The sequence below is a fragment of the Enterococcus sp. MMGLQ5-1 genome (assembly GCF_013155265.1).
Taxonomy (GTDB): Bacteria; Bacillota; Bacilli; order Lactobacillales; family Streptococcaceae; genus MMGLQ5-1.
On the sequence record NZ_JABJXU010000016.1, the window covers coordinates 1 to 17,861 of the forward strand.

Genomic DNA, 17,861 nt, shown 5'->3' on the forward strand with positions numbered 1-17,861 from the left:
ACGGTTCCAGTAGAGCTGTGGAATAGTACACAGTCAGCTGTTTCATCTAATTGGGTTAAGCCAACAGCCAAAGTAGTTACCTACTCAGATGGTACTAGAGAAATGACGCTTGATTTACAAGGTGCTGACCAAGGTAGCATGACGGCTTATTTAAAAAATGTCAGTCCAAGCGGTAGCTATGATGATGCTATTATTAATGCAACGGATGCAGATGGCTATCCATCGCAGGTGACCTTTAGCTTGTCAGATTCAGATATTTCGACGGCTTCAGTTTTTAAACAGCTCTATGTTAAATATTTTGTTGATATGACAGGCTTTCCATTCCCTGATGGGCATAGCATCAAGCAATATTTAAAGATTGATTGGTCAACCGCTTCAGAGGTTGTTAATACAACTGCTTTGGAGGCTAAGCAAGCTGAGGCTCAGGGCTTGGTCAGTCAAACTGATAAATATACCTCAGCTAGTCTAACGAGCCTACAAAATCAAATTACAGCGACAGCGGCTTTACTATCTAGTGGTACATTAACGCAGTCGTCAGTTGACAGTCAGTTGACAGCCTTAACGACAGCGATTGCTGAGCTAGTGGTACTTGTCAAAGAGCCCACCTCAGCTGTTAAGACCGAAACGGTTCCAGTAGAGCTGTGGAATAGTACACAGTCAGCTGTTTCATCTAATTGGGTTAAGCCAACAGCCAAAGTAGTTACCTACTCAGATGGTACTAGAGAAATGACGCTTGATTTACAAGGTGCTGACCAAGGTAGCATGACGGCTTATTTAAAAAATGTCAGTCCAAGCGGTAGCTATGATGATGCTATTATTAATGCAACGGATGCAGATGGCTATCCATCGCAGGTGACCTTTAGCTTGTCAGATTCAGATATTTCGACGGCTTCAGTTTTTAAACAGCTCTATGTTAAATATTTTGTTGATATGACAGGCTTTCCATTCCCTGATGGGCATAGCATCAAGCAATATTTAAAGATTGATTGGTCAACCGCTTCAGAGGTTGTTAATACAACTGCTTTGGAGGCTAAGCAAGCTGAGGCTCAGGGCTTGGTCAGTCAAACTGATAAATATACCTCAGCTAGTCTAACGAGCCTACAAAATCAAATTACAGCGACAGCGGCTTTACTATCTAGTGGTACATTAACGCAGTCGTCAGTTGACAGTCAGTTGACAGCCTTAACGACAGCGATTGCTGAGCTAGTAGAATTAGCACCTGAGAAGGTATCTGAGATTAAAGAAGGGCATGTTTATGCCTCAAACTTTACTTTTGTTAAGCCGGGTACATCGGAAGCCTCGATGATGGATACATATACGCAAAAGCCACTCTATATTACTAAAGAATCTGGACAGCTCTACTTATATATTACCTTGACGAATCCAGAATATTATCAAGGAATTCAATTTTTTGTCAATGGTCAGTATCAAAATCCAACTGTTATTTCTGAAACGAGTCAATCGATAGCGCCCTTAGCTTCTGCTTTGGATAGTAATAACACTGGTACAAAAGTGATTAAGACGGCAGTGGATACGATTGATAGTCCAACAAATTTAAAGATTCATGTTGTTGTACCCGCAATTAATTATGACCATGAATATGATGTGCAATTGGTACTCGATTTAAATTCATTAACGGATGTGACTGACAATGCACCAGCATATATTGGTCAATCAGGACAGCCCAATACGGATATGAATCAAAATACAAATAATCCAGTAGCAGACAATGGTCAAGCCTATAAGCCGACTTTGTTAAATAATCAAACAGCTACTGCGACTAGAAATGTAGCGGCAACGAGTAATCCAAGTACAGCTACTCAAGATCATCTTTTGGTTTATTTAATTGGTTTAGTAACATCAACTGTTGGTATTGGACTTGCTCTTCTTTTAAAAAGAAATTCAAAAAAGAGTAGAATAAGTTAAATAATAATAATGAAGAGGCTGGGACAAAAGACTTTATCCTTTTCGTAATGTTCGTAATTTAGGGGTTAATTGTCTAAAAAAACGTAAACGGCTTGTTTTGAAAGTTGAGCATCAGACAAAAAAATAGTAAAGGCGCTCTTTGCTACGAATTATTTTTTCAGCTTATGCCGATATTTTCAAGCCGTTGAAGCTAGATTATCTAAAAAGTGTAAACGGCTTGTTTTGACGGGCTTTCTCTCTCAAATCTGTTCAAATAGATACGTCATCCGGTCAGACAGAAATCGTCTGACTGAATAAACGAATGACTCGTCTATTTTCACAGCTTTAATCAGAGGGAGTAAGCACCTTTTTTTGACAGGCTTTCTCTCTCAAATCTGTTCAAATAGATACGTCATCCGGTCAGACAGAAAACGTCTGACTGAATAAACGAATGACTCGTCTATTTTTCACAGCTTTAATCAGAGGGAGTAAGCACCTTGTTTTGATGGGCTTTCTCTCTCAAATCTGTTCAAATAGATACGTCATCCGGTCAGACAGAAATCGTCTGACTGAATAAACGAATGACTCGTCTATTTTTCACAGCTTTAATCAGAGATAGCAAGCACCTTGCTTTACGATTTTTTGACGAGGCAATTTAGCACTTTTTCTACGTCGTTAAACGTCTTTTGTCCCACCTTCTTCTTAAATTTTGATGAGTGTGCAAGAGTTATTGAATTGAAAAGAGTGAGTGATGAGAAGACGTCTTTGTTTTTTATTAATTTGTTTATTATGCCCCCTTCTTATTGCTTGTACAGCTAAAAGTCAGGAAGCAGCTGAAGCAAAAGTAGATACGTCATCGGTGACAAATAAACGGATTATAGCAACAACAGTAGCAATTACTAATATTTTTGCCAAACTTGATCTTGATTTGGTGGGGGTTCCTGAAACTTCTACAACCTTACCTAAGCAGTATCAAGAGATAACAACAGTTGGCGGACCGATGAATCCTGATTTAGAAATGATTACCTCATTAAAGCCAGATATGGTGTATGGTACAAAAACACTTGAAAGTGAACAAAAAGCGAACTATCAGGCAGCAAATATTCCTGCTAGCTTTTTGGATTTTACCAGTATTTCAAGTATGCTTGATGAAATTAATAAGCTTGGTGCTGAATATAATCGAACTATCGAAGCCCTTAATTTAGTTGATGGACTGAAAAAGCAAATGGATGATGCCAAAGCCAAAATTCCAGCAGGAGAAAAACCAAAGGTTTTAATTTTAATGGGTATTCCGGGCAGCTATTTAGTTTGTACTGAAAATTCTTTTCTTGGGAATTTGGTACGAGAGGCTGGCGGTGTGAATATTGTTCAGGGCGAGAAAGTCGAATATTTGGCTTCCAATACGGAATATCTTCAGCAAGCGAATCCTGATATTATTTTACGCGCAGCACACGGCATGCCGGCTGAGGTTGTTGAGATGTTTAATCAGGAATTCAAAACCAATGCTATTTGGCAACATTTTTCAGCCGTTAAAAATGGTAAGGTTTATGATCTAGATTCAGAGTATTTTGGAATGACGGCAAACTTGGATAGCATTACTGCCTTTGAAAAATTAATTTCAATTATGTATAAGGAATAGTTAGATGAAATCACTTAAAATAAGAATTATATTTTTTATTTTTGCATTTTTTGGATTAATGCTTTGTTTTATTTGGAGCTTAAATACAGGTAGCATCAGTTTACCATTATCTAAACTATTGTTAGAATTTTTTTCTGATGACCCACAGGTTAATATTATCAAGGATTTGAGGCTTCCAAGAATTTTGATTGCAATGCTTTCTGGTGCGGCCTTGACGGTTTCTGCTCTACTTTTACAGGTGGTTTCAAAAAATGATTTGGCTGAAGCGGGCTTTTTAGGTATCTCTGCCAGTGCAGAATTTGCTTATTTATTGGTTATTTTAACTATGCCCCAGCTATTGCACTTAAATCTATTATTTAGTGTACTGTTTAGCCTAGCTATAGCGCTTATCCTCTTTTATCTATCAAGGATCAATCATCGTCATTCAAATGCACTCATTATTTTTGGAGTTGCTATAAATGCTTGCTTTACAGGTATTAATCAAATTTTGAATCAATTTCTATCAACGAGTAGTCAAGGCACGATTCTTAATGGTCTTGGGCAAAAAACTTGGGCTGAGGTTAAGGTCTTAGGATTAATTGTAGGCATTGGAATTATCATTTCGATCTTGTTAAGCCAATGGTGTAATATATTGCGCTTACCTACAGTTACACTGAATAGCTTAGGGGTACCGGTAGCTCAATATTCAGCGATTTTTTTGGTAATAGCGGTTGCTTTAGCAGCAACAACAGTAGTAGTGATGGGTGTCATTTCCTTTTTAGGATTAATTGTAGCTCACATTTGTAGAAAATTGATTGGTAATGACTACCGTCTTTTAATGCCTTTTGGTTCATTAGTTGGTGCCATTTTTCTATTGCTCGCTGATACAATCGGTCGAAGCTGGTTTTTACCGATTGAAATATCAGCCAATAATATTTTGTTAATGATTGGTGGTCTTACGTTATTGATTGTCTTTGTGAATAGGGGGAAGGCCTTTGAAAATTAATCATCTTTCTTTTGGCTATGGTAGCCACCATTTATTTAAGGATTTAACCTTTGAAATTCCGGAAGGCAAAATCACAGCTGTCATTGGACCGAACGGAAGTGGCAAATCGTCTCTATTAAATTTATTGGCAAATCGAAAACAGCCACTATCGGGAAAAATTCAAATTGCAAATCAGGAGATTAAGGATATTTCTAAGCGTCAGTACTCACAGCGGGTTGGTTTTTTACCCCAGCAAAATTTTTTTACGGAGCCAATTACTGTTAGGGAATTTGTGGCGTATGGTCGTTTACCCTATCATAGGTATCAGCTACGCTTATCGAAATTGGAAGAAAAGATTGTGACAGAGGCTTTAGCTGATTGTGGCTTGGAGGCTTTGCAAACGACCTTAATGAGTCAACTCTCCGGTGGACAGATGCAGCGTGCTTTTTTAGCAATGACTTTTGCACAGGAAACGCAATATTTACTTTTAGACGAGCCAACCACCTATTTGGATACAGTTCATCAAATCAAACTATTTGAAAGCTTGATTAAACGCAATAAAAAAACTGGCTTGACTATCATTATGGTTTTACATGATTTTAATCAGGCATTAAGCTATAGTGATCATCTTTTAGTTATGCACCAAGGGAATTTAGTAGCAAATGGCCCTACAGTACAAGCTTTTAATCAAGCACTGATTGAAGAATATTTTGGTGTGACAGGTGAATTGCTGACCGATACGTCAGGGCAATCATTTTTTGCAGCAAGAGGAATTGAGGTGTGAGATGAAGTCAACTTTACGTAATTTATTATTCGGATTTTTTATGCTCGTTTTTGCCTATTCAGCCTATCAAATCATTTTGATTTTAAATAAACAGGAGACAAACCAAAAAGATTTGGTACAAATTCAAAAACTATATAGCAGCAATAAAACAATTACTGAAACGACAGATATATTGTCAAGTCGTGAGGCGCGCACCTCATTTCAAGAATTGTTGGATATCAATAGTGATATTGACGGTTGGATTAAAATTGCTGATACAAAAATTGATTATCCAATCTTGCAATCAACGGATAATGAATTTTATTTAACCCATAATTACAAGAAAGAAAGCATTGCAACTGGAAGCATTTTTAAGGATTATCGTAATAGCAATGAGTTTATTGATCAAAATACAATCATTTACGGTCATTATTCTGATGATCAAACAATGTTTACAGATTTACATCGATATTTGGATGAAAATTTTGCTAAAAATCATCGCGTAATCCAATATGATACACTTGCTTTAAGCTATGATATTGAAATTTTTTCAGTCTACCAGACAACTACTAATGACCAATATCTACTAACAGCATTTCCGTCAGATGAAGCCTTTCAAGCCTATATCCAAGGGGCTGTGACACGTAGTATGTATGATTTTGGGACAACTGTTAGCTCGACAGACCGAATTCTAACATTATCCACCTGTGATACAGAATTTGCAGGCAAAAAAGGTCGCTTTGTCGTTCAAGGTAAGCTTGTAAAGAAAGCGACAATTGATTAAAATTAAAAATAACCAATTATTCAAGAGATATTTTGAATAGTTGGTTATTTTTTGGTTAAAGATTGTCAATTTACTTTTTCATTTTGGAAGGATTGCCAAAATTCAGTGAGCTGCTTTTGCGATAAATCATCAGTAATCTGGCCTTCTTTAAATATTAAAAGTCGCTGACAGGTTTCGTTTAGAAATTCTAAATCATGGGAAATTATCAGTATCATAACATTTAGGCTTTGAAGGTAATGGATCATTTGAATTACCTGCTGCATATGAAAATAATCTAAACCGCTTGTTGGTTCATCAAAAATGATTACTTTTTTACCAGATAAAATTGCCGAGCCAATTGCTACACGCTGTTTTTCGCCACCAGATAAGGATGAAGGATGGCGATGTAAAAGTGCTTTAAGATCAAGTGCGACGACTATTTTCTCTAATAATTCTGGCTGCTTAGCCTTTAATAGTAATTCCTTATGAACATTTTCGCAAAAAAGCTGATAGTTAACATCTTGAAAAACCATGAAGCTTTGTTGAATTAATTTATGCTTAGTTAATACTTGATTGTCCATAGTTAGCTTAGAGCTAATACTTGGCAATAAGCCACAGAGCGCTTTGACAAAGCTGCTTTTTCCAGCACCATTTTCGCCAATAATACCTATTATTTCTTGATTAGAAATTTGTAGTGCTTGAATGGAGAAGGCTAGCTTTGAGCTTTTCGGATACTTATAATTTAAATTGGCAATGCTAAGGATCTGTTGTTGCTTAGCTGGTGTTGTCTTTTTATTCACTGGAGTAGGATTAATGAATAGCTTTGGTGCACGAATGCCAAGCGCTTGACGCTGAGTGTCTAGCAAATTAATGAGTTGAGCCGGTGTATATTTTTCAATAAGCTGCCCATTTTCAATAATCCAAAAATAATCTGCTAGCATTCTTAAGTAATATAAGCGGTGTTCAATAATAATAACCGTGAGGCCATCAGATTTAAATTTGGCTAGTATTTTCTGCAATTTATTAGTTGTTTGAAAATCTAAATTACTTGAAGGCTCGTCTAATATTAAGATTTGAGGTCTTAGCATATAGGCAGAAGCAATGGCAATGATTTGCTTTTCGCCACCTGAAAGCGAGAACATATCTCTATCTAGTAAATGCTCAATTTCAAATTGCTTGGCTGTTTCAATAATTCTCTCTTGAATAATTTGGCGCTCTAAACCAACGTTTTCACAAGGGAAGGCGAGCTCGCTTAGTACATCGGTTGTAAAAAATTGTGTTTTTGGATTTTGAAAGACCGACCCGACCTTTTCTGTAAACTGGAATATTTCCGATTGGGAATTAATTGTCGAATCAATTGAAAAATTGCCCTCAAGCTGTCCTTCGTATAATTCAGGAATCAAACCATTTATGATCCTAGAAAGTGTTGTTTTGCCACAGCCGCTTTTGCCCGTCAGCACAATAAATTCTCCGGCCTTGATAGTGAGATTAATATCTTGGATAGCAGGGATATTATTTTCTTGGTAGGTAAAATTAACTGCCTTGAATTCGAGCATAGATGACCCCTCCAAACATTAATAGTGTGACGAGAAAAATAGCTATATCTATTTTTTTAAATGAGATTAGGTAAAGTGAGGTTGAATTTGCTGGATGTGTAATTCCTCTTGTTAACGCTGCAGCTGTCAGATCATTAGCGACAGTATTGGCATTGTTGAGCAGAGGGACATAGATATACTCTAACGTTTCCAGTGGATGCTTTAGTAAATCTCGTTGATTGATTGCAATGCCTCGAAACTTCATTGCGTTCCTAATTTGTTGATGGTCCTGTCGAATGGTTGGTAAAAATCGGAAAAGGACGCTAATTGGAATAATAATCCAATTGGGCAAATGTAATTTTTTAAGGCCATAGAACAGCTCAGATATTTTAGTTGTGGCAAAAATGAAATTACCGATAATAATCACAGGAAGTAATTTTTTTAAGCCAGAGCTGAAAAATAATAAAAGATGACCTAGAAAATTTGAAGTGAACTGGAGCGCCAGCTGATTTAATAAAATACAGCCAAGCGAAATTAATAGCCAGCGTGTTGCCAGCTTTTTGTTACCAACTAGAAAAAATAAGCTTGATAAATATAATAAAATAATCGCCTCTAAGATAGGTGACAAGCGAAAAAAGAGTAATAGATTCGCAAAAAAAATTAAAAAGAATTTTGTAAAAATCGAAATACTTAGCTTCATAGTTCAATTGGCCTTCTAATGAAATGTTTATTAATTATTTTAATACCAATGCTTGCACCAATCAAAGATAAAACGATGGTGGCGATGATACAAATCCAAAAAGTTGCAGGTGTAATACTTTGAAAAACATCATTGATATATGCCGTATCTTTGCCACGACTTACTAAGCTGTCAATATATGCCTGCTTCATAAACCAAAGTGGTAGCAGTGGTCCGGTACAGCCAAAGGTGAAAATAATATAACTGATAATTTTTGTCGCATTTTTTTGACGATTGCCAGTGAAATTTTGGATGCAGTCTGCAATAATACCACAAATAACATAGGGGATGAATGAGAGTGCAAAATGTCCAGATATTAGAAAGAATAATCCCATGATAAGCCCCATAATTGTGATCGCCCCGAAACGTGGGATTTTGCTACAAACGAGTAGGTAGATGGGAGCGGAGATTAAACCCACAATTCCAGGAATAAGAATTGAAGAAAATACGGGTATTAGGATATTAGCAAGCAGCGTTCCGATACCAACACAGATAAAGTATAGTGCAGTATAGATTCCGATACTGATTAAATCTTTTGTTTTAAGCTTATTATTAGTCATTTACGCGTCCTTATTTACTTATTTAATAATGATATACCTTTGATATCTGGAATAATTGCTAGATAATGATAATCATTCTCATTCGTTAATTATAAATTATTTCGATTAATTAGACAAGTGCTGCCTGCTCAATTAATAATAAGAAAACATCAGTATTGTTAAGGACTCTAGGCATTTTTCTATAATATTTTGAATAAATAATAGTATAATTGATTAGTCAAAGGACAATGTGATAAGGAGGAAAATAGATGTATATTGTTATGAATACAATTCAGATTGAACCAGAATTTGCTGATAAAGTAGTCACTCAATTTGTTTCTCGACATACGAAGGATAATATGGCAGGTGTTGAGGGCTTTATTGATTTTGAATTATTACTCAATCAGCAAGAAGATTCAGAATATAAAGAATTGGTTGTTTTAAGTCGCTGGATAGATAAGTCCGCCCAAAAAAACTGGTTAAAAACACAATCATTTAAAAATCTTCATCCCAAGGCAAAGCAAGCAAGTGAAGAAAAACCTAAACGTAAGCCTTCGGGGATTATTAATAATAAAATCACTGAATTTGAGGTTGTTAAATAACTAGCAACGCTTTTACTACTTAATCAAAATATCAAAGGCCGAGAGACTATTCTGCTCGGCTCTGAACGCAGACAAAGTATACTTTCAGAGTGTGCTTTGTCTTTTTGACTCTATAATAAATTTGACTGATAAATATTTCGGCCCATTCTTTATTGGTCTAATTTGGCTTTGTTTTTCGGAAACAATCCCAAATTCACAATAAAACTACAACATTTAAAGCAGGCTTGAGCAACGCAAAAGGCAGCACAAAATGTGCTGCCACAGGATATAGACTAATCTTGCTTGTATTTCAGGCATTTGTCTGTATTGTGAATTGAGTAACCTGGTGCTCGTTTTTTGCTGGAAAACGATTATTAATCTATTGATTGTCATAAAGTAAGCTAATGCTTTTAATTTCCTTCATTAGCTTGTGGCGAATGTTTTTCGGCTTTAAAACAGTCACATTTTTTCCGAATGATAGTAAATAGCGAATCAACCATTCTTCATTTGGGATTTGTGTTGTCACCATCGCTGTGCCGTCTTTTTTTAGCTTTATCTCACGATGACTGAATTCGTCAAATACACGATAAAGTGCTGCTTTAGAAAATAATAATGTTAGTTCAAGATATTCTGCCTGTTGATATGCTTCGATTGGTGGCGCGGAAATTGGTGAGAAGGTTACATCGCTTGATTGAATTTGCTGCATTCTATTAATTTTAAAAATCCTAAAGGCTGACCTTTCAATACTGTAAGCCTGTAAATACCAAGAATGCGCCTTAAATATTAATTTAACGGGCTTGCAGGTTCTTGCTTCAATCATTCCCTTTAGATTAGTATAAGCAAAATTTATTTGTCTGCGTTGAAGAATCGCCGATTTGATAATGTCAAAGGTATCATCAATTTGATTTTGAGCATGCCATGACTTAAATTCGATTTCCAGCCAATTATCAAAAGGGATATTAAATAATGATTGTAGCTTGCTTATGACCGCTAGATTACCTTGACTATCAATATTTTTGATGCCGTTAATGGCAAGCAGTAGTGTCTGCTGTTCTTCCTTTGATAGTAATACTCGATCAAGGACATAATTATCTAATAAATAAATCCCCCCATTTCTACCTGCTTCGGCATAAATCGGAATTTCAAGGCTAGATAGAACGTCAATATCCCTGTAAATCGTTCGCGGGGAGACTTCTAGTAATTTTGCGAGTTCATAAGCTGTGGTTTTTTGTTGAGATAAAAGATGGTAAATAATTTTAAAATGCCTGTTTTTTAGCAACGAATAGCTCCCAATTTTTTATTTAAACTAGACAAATGATGTCAACTTTAATTTGTTATGCTTTAAGTATACTAAAGGAGGCTATAAAATGAAATTTGAAATATTAGAAACCATTCGCACTAATAATTTTACTGATTTAGAAATGACAAATAAGTTTATTAATTTATGGCAAAATAATGCTGACCTTGCTGAAGCTGCTTTAAAATCAGGATTGACGATTGCGTGCGTTTATCATCGCTACTCATCAGACTATCAGGGTGATTATTGCGCATCACTTTGCAGAGCAACGGATGATCATTCGGATTTTGACACGGCTAATTTTAATTGGCTATCCTATCCTGTTGACTCATCAGATGAGCAGGGGGTTTATCATACCTGGCAAAAAATTTGGGCAGACGAGGCGGATAAAAAAATTAGTCGGCTCTACCATTTTGATTATGAAAAATATGAGCCAAATGGGCAGGTATCGATTAGAATAGCGATTCTCTAGCTGATACTCAATGCACTTTCTTTGACTATTGTTTAATGAGCGATTAAGCTAAAATTAGCTATTTAAGATGGCATTTACTTATCAATTGTTATCTTGTCTAGAACAAGTGAAGGGAAGGTGTAACTAATTTGTCAATTTATGATATTAAAGTGATTGCCGAAGACGGTACGGCGTATGCTTTAGACCGTTATAGAGGAAAAACCTTGGTGATTGTCAATACGGCGACAAAATGTGGTTTATCGCCACAATTTAAAGCATTAGAGGCATTATATGAGCAATATCAATCAAGAGGGCTTATTGTACTCGGTTTCCCGTCTAATCAATTTAAACAAGAATTAACATCGACTGAAGCAGCGACGGAGGCGTGTAGAACAACCTATGGCGTTAGCTTTCCAATGCACCAAATTGCCGATGTTAATGGTGACGCAGCCTCACCACTATTTAAATATTTAACGAGTCAAGCTTCAGGAATTTGTGGTAAGAGAATTAAGTGGAATTTTACGAAATTTTTAATTAATCAAGATGGTGAAGTGGTAAAGCGTTTTGCACCACAAACGACGCCAGAATCCATGACCTCTTATATTGAAGAAACTCTAGCAGAATAGTATCTCAGGAGAAGCATTTCAAAATGAAATGCTTCTTTATTATTAAATAACACTTTTTTTTTACAGAAAATAAATGTAATTTTCATAACTCTCTTATAATATTTATTTGTTATTAATAAGATAACAAAAATTAGGGAGGTATCATGACATTTATCAAAGAAAAAAAAGAATTAACTATCTTGACAATTATTATTATTTTATTATTTATTGGTGGTATTTGGGATCAACAGCTTAGTCAAGCGTTAATGAATCAAAATTCATATTTTGCAACTGTATTCCAAAATTATGGTTTGATATTTGCAGGTATTATTATTTTTATGTCTACGCAAATTTTTATTTATTTTGCAATCAAAAGTAGCTTAAATATTTTTGCCAAAAGTAGTATCTATATCCTTGCACTTGCTGGCGGAGCTTATGAAGTGTGGCAGACTGTTAAATATGCCCTCTATTATACAGTCAGCTCATTACATAATATTAAAAATGATTTACCAATAGGTGCCGCGAATAATGATGGTAGTGGTGCATTAGAGCTGCCGAATTGGTATGGTGCTGCTTTAATTATCATTACGATTCTTTCGGTCGCAATCGGCTCTTATTTTTGTAATCTTTGGTTAAAGGATAAGGCACTAGTGGAGCTACAGGGATTAGTCTGGATTGGCTTAGGTGGCATTGTTGCTGTCTTTACAGCTAATACAATTGTTGATGCGATGAAGGATTTATGGGGGCGCTTGAGACCATATGAATTACAAGATGATTGGTCAAAATATACTTCTTGGCTCCAAATTAATGGCGCCAATGGTCATAAATCATTTCCATCAGGTCATTCAGAGCAAGGCTGGCTAGCTCTGTATTTGTCGTTATTTGTTCAAGCAACAAAACAAGCAAAACGTCAAAGGGTTTATCTATTTGCTTGTGTTTTTGGCTGTTTGATGGCCTATTCAAGAGTTCGGATTGGTGCGCATTTTCTCAGTGATGTTACGATGGGCTCAACCATTTCAATTTTGGTGATTTATGCTGTTTCACGTCTTTTAAACCAAAGATTTGATGGTACAAGCTTGGATGTTTAGCCGGTATTTTTAATATAAATTGGAGGAGGACAAAAGACGTTTAACGATGTCGAAAATATGCTAAATTGCCTTGTCAAAAAATCGTAAAACAAGGTGCTTACTATCTCTGAATAAAGCTGTGAAAATAAGCCGTTTACACTTTTTTGACAATCTAGCTTTAACAGCTTGAAAGTATCGGCATAAGCTGAAAAAATAATTCGTGGCAACCATTGAACTAAACTTTTAAAGCGCTCCTTGGTCGCTTATAAAAGTAAGTTCAATTGCATACCTTGCCGACTAACTGCCTCAAATTTCACTCTGAAATCTCGGAGAGTAAGTCGTCATGGCAAAGAACGCCTTTACTATTTTTCAGTCTTATGCTCAACTTTCAAAGCAAGCCGTTTCAGCCTTTTAGAAAATCTAGCTTTAACAGCTTGAAAGTATCGGCATAAGCTGAAAAAATAATTCGTGGCAACCATTGAACTAAACTTTTAAAGCGCTCCTTGGTCGCTTATAAAAGTAAGTTCAATTGCATACCTTGCCGACTAACTGCCTCAAATTTCACTCTGAAATCTCGGAGAGTAAGTCGTCATGGCAAAGAACGCTTTTACTATTTTTCAGTCTTATGCTCAACTTTCAAAACAAGCCGTTTCAGCTTTTTAGACAATCTAGCTTCAACAACCAGCGTTTAGGAAATTAGAGAAAAAGTACGCACAAGCTAATCCAGCTTCAATGCCTAGAAAGTCTCACATAAGTACACTCTGCGCTCGGGCAAAGTCTGCCTGAGTAAATAAACGCAGAGTTAGCTTATGTTTCAACTTTCTGAGCAAGGCATTTCAGCCTTTTAGATAAGCTCGCTTACGTCTTTTTCCTAAATTTCTACAACAACAAGGTGTTAAATCAACTCTTTCAGAAAAGTGTGGACAAGCTAGTCTTGCATTCATGTACTTTGGCGATTTTTGCCAAAATGCAAGACGTACTTGTATCGCTACTTTTCTAGTTGATTTAACCCATTCACGCTAAACAGTCATTTCAGCTTTTTAGAGGATATTCGGCAATTTGTCTATTCTCCTATGGCATTAAGGCTGTCGCTTCAGCGACTTACGAAAAAGCTAGGGACAACGTGCCTTAGCGGATTTTCCGCTTAGGTGTCGACTAGCCTTGTAAATTACGAATACTAAGAAAGGTGCTAGGACTTTTGTCCCAACACCGTTTTGATATTATCAAATCACTTGGACAAGCCGCCCTGCATCTCTTTTAATTGCTCAATTGATGCCTTCATTAGTGCTTTTTCTTCTATCGACAAGGGAAATTCTATGATTTCTTTAACACCAGCCTGGTTAATGATGGCTGGCGATCCGATACATACATTGTGATAACCATATTCACCTGCTAAATGAACTGAGACAGGGAGCACGGCATTTTCATCGTGAATGATAGCTTTAGTGATTCGAGCAAGTGCAATGGCAATCCCATAATGTGTCGATCCTTTTGCCTCAATAATTTCATAGGCAGCGTTTTTTACACTTTCAGCAATTTCATTAAATTCGACCTTCGATACCTCAGGGTGTAGCGCAGACCATTCGTTTAATTGTAAGCCGCCGATATTGGCATGAGACCAGACAGGAAACTGACTATCACCATGCTCTCCTAAGACATAAACTTGAACATCTCGTGGGTCAACGCCTACTTTTTCCCCAATACTATTTCGTAATCGAGCTGTATCAAGCGAGGTACCTGAACCAATCACTCTGTGTTTTGGCAAGCCTGTTAATTTTCGAACATAGTGTGTTAAAACATCAACTGGATTACTGGCAATAAGAAAGATACCATCAAAGCCACTAGACATGACCTGAGAGACAATTTCCTTCATAATAGCAGCATTTTTCTTAATCAAATCTAAACGTGTTTCATTTGGCTTTTGAGCAGCTCCCGCAGTAATAACCACTAAATCAGCATCATGGCAATCGGTATAGCGTGCAGCATAGATTGATTTAGGACCGATAAATGCCAAGCCATGTACTAAATCTTGGACATCTCCTTGTACTTTTTTTTCATCTAAATCAATAATACCAATTTCCTGACCGATGCCTTGTGCCACTAAGGCAAAGCTATAGCTTGAACCAACATCACCATTGCCGACTAAAATAATTTTTCCCATAGCTAATTCCTCCTTTTATTCAATTGGATGGTAGCTAAAACCACTTCCCATCACTTCAGCGACCTGATTAACAATAACGAAGGCCTCTTGATCGATTTCTTGAACGATTGATTTTACAATTGGAAATTCTTGATCACTAACGACTACTAATAATACCTGCTTAGCACTTTGCGTATGCCCCCCTTTAGCATCTAACAAGGTAGCACCACGAGACACTTTATTATAAATGGCTTCTTGAATTTCTGATAGTGCTGTTTCACTCATAATCATAATTGATTTTTTGCGATTAATTCCTGTTTCAATATAGTTCATCACGATAGAGGTAATAATTAAGGATAAGATGGCGAAAAGGAATGCTTCAATGCCAAATGAAAATAAACTGATTGTGACGACAATTGTATCGGTAAGTAATAAACCAATCGAAGGGTTGAGATGAAAATATTTTTGTAAAATTAATGGTGGAATGGTTGTTCCGCCGCTGGAGGCATTGTTTCGATAGAGGATAGAAATGCCAATTGCGAAGATACCACTGCCAAATAGTACGGAAAGCAGACGGTCAGAAGTTAACATCATTTCAGGAACAATGGCAATTGCAATTGGAAAGACGAAGCTACCAAATAGCATTTTTGAGAAGACTGCTTTGCCAAGAAAGCAATAAGCTAAAGCTAGCATGATGAGATTAAGTCCAAATATGACATAGGCTTTATTCCAACCCAGTGTATATTCAGCAATAATCCCAAGACCACTGACACCGCCTGCAGCGATGTGGTGTGGTCCTAAAAACATATTAATGCTCACTGCTAAGATTAGTAGTGCGATAAAAATTTTCAGATAAATCTTAAGGACTTTCATGTGCTACTCCTTAGCAAATTATAAATTTTTATTGATAAATATATATTAACGAAAAAAACGGTCTTTGTGTATTTAATTATAAATAATCTTATGAATTTATTAATTATTTTATTATCCATTATTCTTGACTTTTTTTGAATTCGAGCATATTATCTTAAGATAAGATTTGTCCGCGGATTGCTTGAATCTATAGATTTGTCGGAAAAGGAAGTGATTACCACAAAATTATGGTGGATAAAAAAAGAATACTTATGGATACTATGAGACTGCTTGGTAGAGAATTGATGACCTCTGGTGCTGAGTTAAAACGAGTAGAGGATACTTTAGCACGACTAGTTAAAAATTCAGCGTTTTTGACTAATGATGAAAAATTAGCCTTTGATATTCAGGTTACGATCAATAGTATTTTTTTACGGTCGGATCGACAAGTGGTTGATTTTGTGACAATTACCAATCGCAATTATGATTTGCAGCGAATTAGCGAGCTTAACCAGCTCTCAAGGGAGTATGCCCAGCAAAATATTTCAATTAGTGAGTTGCAATTAATGATAGAAAAAAAGAAAAAGAGTGTAGTTAGATATTCTAAAAATTGGCTAGCTTATGCATTATTAAGTGCCAGCTTAATCACTATTTTAGGCGGTTCGTTCATTCAGATTGTCCTGGCAGCATTAGTAGGTATTTTGACTAATCAAATATTTTTATTCTTACAGAATAATATTATTAATAATATTTTTTTATCTGAAATTTGCGCAACCTTTTTCTCAGGTGGTATAGGAGCGCTAATAGGTACTTTTTTTCATTTAGATCCGACATTAATTTATATTGCAACAATTATTCCCTTGGTGCCAGGTATTTTATTGACGAATGGCTTTCATGATTTGTTAGAGGGTTACTATGTTTCAGGTCCAATTATGATTTTAGAGAGCTTAACTACACTGGCTTCTTTGTCTATTGGTGTGACCTTAGTAAGTATGATTCCTTTTGTACCAATGGGTTCGGGATATTTGATGATCACTAAAGTGCCCTTAATCATTCATATTTTCGGTAGTATGATTTGTTCAATAGCCTTCGGAGTAACGGTTAATACTAAACGCGAACTGTTTCTACCCATCGGTGTTGCAGGCGCCTTTACCTGGTGTACTTATGTATTGAGTCTCATGATTATTGACAATAGCTTTATAAATAGTTTTTTGTGTATTGTGGTTTTATCGCTGATTTCTCATTATTTTGCAAAAAAGTTTCGAGTACCTTTAACGATGTTTTTTGTACCTGCCTTAGTTGCAGTTGTGCCTGGAATTACTCTTTTTTTGGAATTTGATCAGTGGATTATAACCAACAAATTTGATACACAAGCTATTTTAGGCAATATACTATTTAGTCTAATCGGCATGGCATGTGGCAGTTTAGTTGGAGATGAAATATTTAAACTATTATTTAAAATAAGAAGGTGGTTTTATGAAATTTTCACAAAGCTATATTCAGGCAATTAGTTTCATCTTAGTAATTGCTACCTTACCTGATGGGGCAACTTTAAAGTCCAGAGAAATTAGTCAATTAATGGGTTTTTCTACTTCCTATACTTTGAAAATTGGTCGTAAGCTAGTTGAGGCAAAGCTGTTGAAATCAGATGCCTCCAAATCGGGTGGTTATCGACTGGCTAAGCCGATCCAAGCAATCACTTTGTATGATGTTTATGAGGCGATGAATCCGCTGGAGAAAATTAATACGCTTGATCTGGATTTTATTCACCGATTATTTGGACTTTCGAGTGAAGTTTATCAAAAAGAAAAACGTGTAGAGGAAATTTTGTCTGAAACTCAAATGGCAGTTCAAGCAACGCTTTCTAAGATGAGCCTGTCTGAATTAATTTCCAAGGATAGTGCAGGTAATCTAGTAAGCGTAAACTGGTCGGATAAAAAGAATGATTAGTGAATTTTTAACTGAAGGTGGTGGTTCTGGCAGCTTAATCGTATAATCCAGTTTAATCTATTATAAGTCAA

At 36.1% G+C, this 17,861-nt stretch carries 17 protein-coding genes; 11 read left to right on the plus strand and 6 right to left on the minus strand.

Going from position 1 to position 17,861, the window contains the following annotated elements:
- The 5 genes from HOY35_RS12065 to srtB form a co-directional block, all read left to right on the plus strand.
- Positions 1-1,926 (plus strand): NEAT domain-containing protein (locus tag HOY35_RS12065; RefSeq protein WP_172285846.1); only part of this gene is annotated, 1,926 nt, incomplete at its 5' end.
- 730 nt (positions 1,927-2,656) lie between these two features.
- On the plus strand, positions 2,657-3,544 hold the full coding sequence (gene isdE, locus HOY35_RS12070) for a heme ABC transporter substrate-binding protein IsdE (RefSeq protein WP_172214115.1): 888 nt from the start codon (positions 2,657-2,659) through the stop codon (positions 3,542-3,544).
- A 4-nt stretch (positions 3,545-3,548) separates the two neighbouring features.
- Positions 3,549-4,529: an iron ABC transporter permease gene (locus tag HOY35_RS12075; protein ID WP_172214103.1), complete on the plus strand. Its 981-nt coding sequence runs from the start codon at positions 3,549-3,551 to the stop codon at positions 4,527-4,529.
- Complete coding sequence (locus tag HOY35_RS12080; RefSeq protein ID WP_172214101.1) at positions 4,519-5,292, plus strand: ABC transporter ATP-binding protein; 774 nt, start codon at positions 4,519-4,521, stop codon at positions 5,290-5,292. Before HOY35_RS12075 ends, HOY35_RS12080 begins: the two co-directional genes overlap by 11 nt.
- Position 5,293: 1 nt before the next feature.
- A complete protein-coding gene (gene srtB, locus HOY35_RS12085) occupies positions 5,294-6,055 on the plus strand; it encodes a class B sortase (RefSeq protein WP_172214099.1) in 762 nt (253 codons plus the stop codon).
- A 65-nt stretch (positions 6,056-6,120) separates the two neighbouring features.
- Here the strand turns inward: srtB and HOY35_RS12090 are convergent, their stop codons facing one another.
- The 3 genes from HOY35_RS12090 to HOY35_RS12100 are packed head-to-tail and all read right to left on the minus strand — an operon-like array spanning position 6,121 to position 8,868.
- A complete protein-coding gene (locus HOY35_RS12090) occupies positions 6,121-7,590 on the minus strand; it encodes an ABC transporter ATP-binding protein (protein ID WP_172214097.1) in 1,470 nt (489 codons plus the stop codon).
- Complete coding sequence (locus HOY35_RS12095; protein ID WP_172214095.1) at positions 7,568-8,269, minus strand: energy-coupling factor transporter transmembrane component T; 702 nt, start codon at positions 8,267-8,269, stop codon at positions 7,568-7,570. Before HOY35_RS12095 ends, HOY35_RS12090 begins: the two co-directional genes overlap by 23 nt.
- Positions 8,266-8,868: an MptD family putative ECF transporter S component gene (locus tag HOY35_RS12100; RefSeq protein WP_172214093.1), complete on the minus strand. Its 603-nt coding sequence runs from the start codon at positions 8,866-8,868 to the stop codon at positions 8,266-8,268. The genes HOY35_RS12095 and HOY35_RS12100 overlap by 4 nt, the downstream gene beginning before the upstream one ends.
- 248 nt (positions 8,869-9,116) lie before the next feature.
- Between HOY35_RS12100 and HOY35_RS12105 the strand changes: the two genes are divergently transcribed.
- Entirely contained in the window at positions 9,117-9,449 is a 333-nt protein-coding gene (locus HOY35_RS12105; RefSeq protein WP_172214091.1) for an antibiotic biosynthesis monooxygenase, read from the plus strand.
- A gap of 358 nt (positions 9,450-9,807) precedes the next feature.
- On the opposite strand, the gene HOY35_RS12110 is transcribed toward HOY35_RS12105, so the two are convergent.
- Positions 9,808-10,707 carry a YafY family protein gene (locus HOY35_RS12110; protein ID WP_172214089.1) on the minus strand — a complete coding sequence of 300 codons (900 nt, stop codon included), beginning with the start codon at positions 10,705-10,707 and terminating at the stop codon, positions 9,808-9,810.
- A gap of 88 nt (positions 10,708-10,795) precedes the next feature.
- Between HOY35_RS12110 and HOY35_RS12115 the strand changes: the two genes are divergently transcribed.
- The 3 genes from HOY35_RS12115 (at position 10,796) to HOY35_RS12125 (ending at position 12,869) form a co-directional block, all read left to right on the plus strand.
- Positions 10,796-11,197 (plus strand): transcriptional regulator, encoded by a 402-nt coding sequence (locus tag HOY35_RS12115; RefSeq protein WP_172214087.1) that lies wholly within the window; start codon positions 10,796-10,798, stop codon positions 11,195-11,197.
- A 128-nt stretch (positions 11,198-11,325) separates the two neighbouring features.
- On the plus strand, positions 11,326-11,802 hold the full coding sequence (locus HOY35_RS12120) for a glutathione peroxidase (RefSeq protein WP_172214085.1): 477 nt from the start codon (positions 11,326-11,328) through the stop codon (positions 11,800-11,802).
- Between the two features lie 143 nt (positions 11,803-11,945).
- Positions 11,946-12,869 (plus strand): phosphatase PAP2 family protein, encoded by a 924-nt coding sequence (locus tag HOY35_RS12125; protein WP_172214083.1) that lies wholly within the window; start codon positions 11,946-11,948, stop codon positions 12,867-12,869.
- Positions 12,870-14,076: 1,207 nt separating this feature from the next.
- On the opposite strand, the gene HOY35_RS12130 is transcribed toward HOY35_RS12125, so the two are convergent.
- The gene (locus HOY35_RS12130; protein ID WP_172214081.1) at positions 14,077-15,009 is read right to left on the minus strand and encodes an L-lactate dehydrogenase; all 933 of its coding nucleotides are present in this window, start codon (positions 15,007-15,009) and stop codon (positions 14,077-14,079) included.
- A gap of 15 nt (positions 15,010-15,024) precedes the next feature.
- Positions 15,025-15,861: a YitT family protein gene (locus tag HOY35_RS12135; protein WP_172214079.1), complete on the minus strand. Its 837-nt coding sequence runs from the start codon at positions 15,859-15,861 to the stop codon at positions 15,025-15,027.
- Positions 15,862-16,112: 251 nt separating this feature from the next.
- Here HOY35_RS12135 and HOY35_RS12140 point away from each other — a divergent pair, with 251 nt between their 5' ends.
- Together HOY35_RS12140 and HOY35_RS12145 are read left to right on the plus strand one after the other, a co-directional pair.
- Positions 16,113-17,351: a threonine/serine exporter ThrE family protein gene (locus tag HOY35_RS12140; RefSeq protein WP_172214077.1), complete on the plus strand. Its 1,239-nt coding sequence runs from the start codon at positions 16,113-16,115 to the stop codon at positions 17,349-17,351.
- The gene (locus HOY35_RS12145) at positions 17,317-17,790 is read left to right on the plus strand and encodes an Rrf2 family transcriptional regulator (protein WP_172214075.1); all 474 of its coding nucleotides are present in this window, start codon (positions 17,317-17,319) and stop codon (positions 17,788-17,790) included. Before HOY35_RS12140 ends, HOY35_RS12145 begins: the two co-directional genes overlap by 35 nt.
- Positions 17,791-17,861 lie beyond the last annotated feature (71 nt).

Bases quoted from the DNA above. Each gene is read 5' to 3' on its own strand.
- isdE (WP_172214115.1), top strand. From the start codon at position 2,657: ATGAGAAGACGTCTTTGTTTTTTATTAATTTGTTTATTATGCCCCCTT.
- HOY35_RS12075 (WP_172214103.1), top strand. From the start codon at position 3,549: ATGAAATCACTTAAAATAAGAATTATATTTTTTATTTTTGCATTTTTT.
- srtB (WP_172214099.1), top strand. From the start codon at position 5,294: ATGAAGTCAACTTTACGTAATTTATTATTCGGATTTTTTATGCTCGTT.
- HOY35_RS12090 (WP_172214097.1), bottom strand. From the start codon at position 7,590: ATGCTCGAATTCAAGGCAGTTAATTTTACCTACCAAGAAAATAATATC.
- HOY35_RS12095 (WP_172214095.1), bottom strand. From the start codon at position 8,269: ATGAAGCTAAGTATTTCGATTTTTACAAAATTCTTTTTAATTTTTTTT.
- HOY35_RS12100 (WP_172214093.1), bottom strand. From the start codon at position 8,868: ATGACTAATAATAAGCTTAAAACAAAAGATTTAATCAGTATCGGAATC.
- HOY35_RS12105 (WP_172214091.1), top strand. From the start codon at position 9,117: ATGTATATTGTTATGAATACAATTCAGATTGAACCAGAATTTGCTGAT.
- HOY35_RS12115 (WP_172214087.1), top strand. From the start codon at position 10,796: ATGAAATTTGAAATATTAGAAACCATTCGCACTAATAATTTTACTGAT.
- HOY35_RS12125 (WP_172214083.1), top strand. From the start codon at position 11,946: ATGACATTTATCAAAGAAAAAAAAGAATTAACTATCTTGACAATTATT.
- HOY35_RS12130 (WP_172214081.1), bottom strand. From the start codon at position 15,009: ATGGGAAAAATTATTTTAGTCGGCAATGGTGATGTTGGTTCAAGCTAT.
- HOY35_RS12135 (WP_172214079.1), bottom strand. From the start codon at position 15,861: ATGAAAGTCCTTAAGATTTATCTGAAAATTTTTATCGCACTACTAATC.
- HOY35_RS12140 (WP_172214077.1), top strand. From the start codon at position 16,113: ATGGATACTATGAGACTGCTTGGTAGAGAATTGATGACCTCTGGTGCT.
- HOY35_RS12145 (WP_172214075.1), top strand. From the start codon at position 17,317: ATGAAATTTTCACAAAGCTATATTCAGGCAATTAGTTTCATCTTAGTA.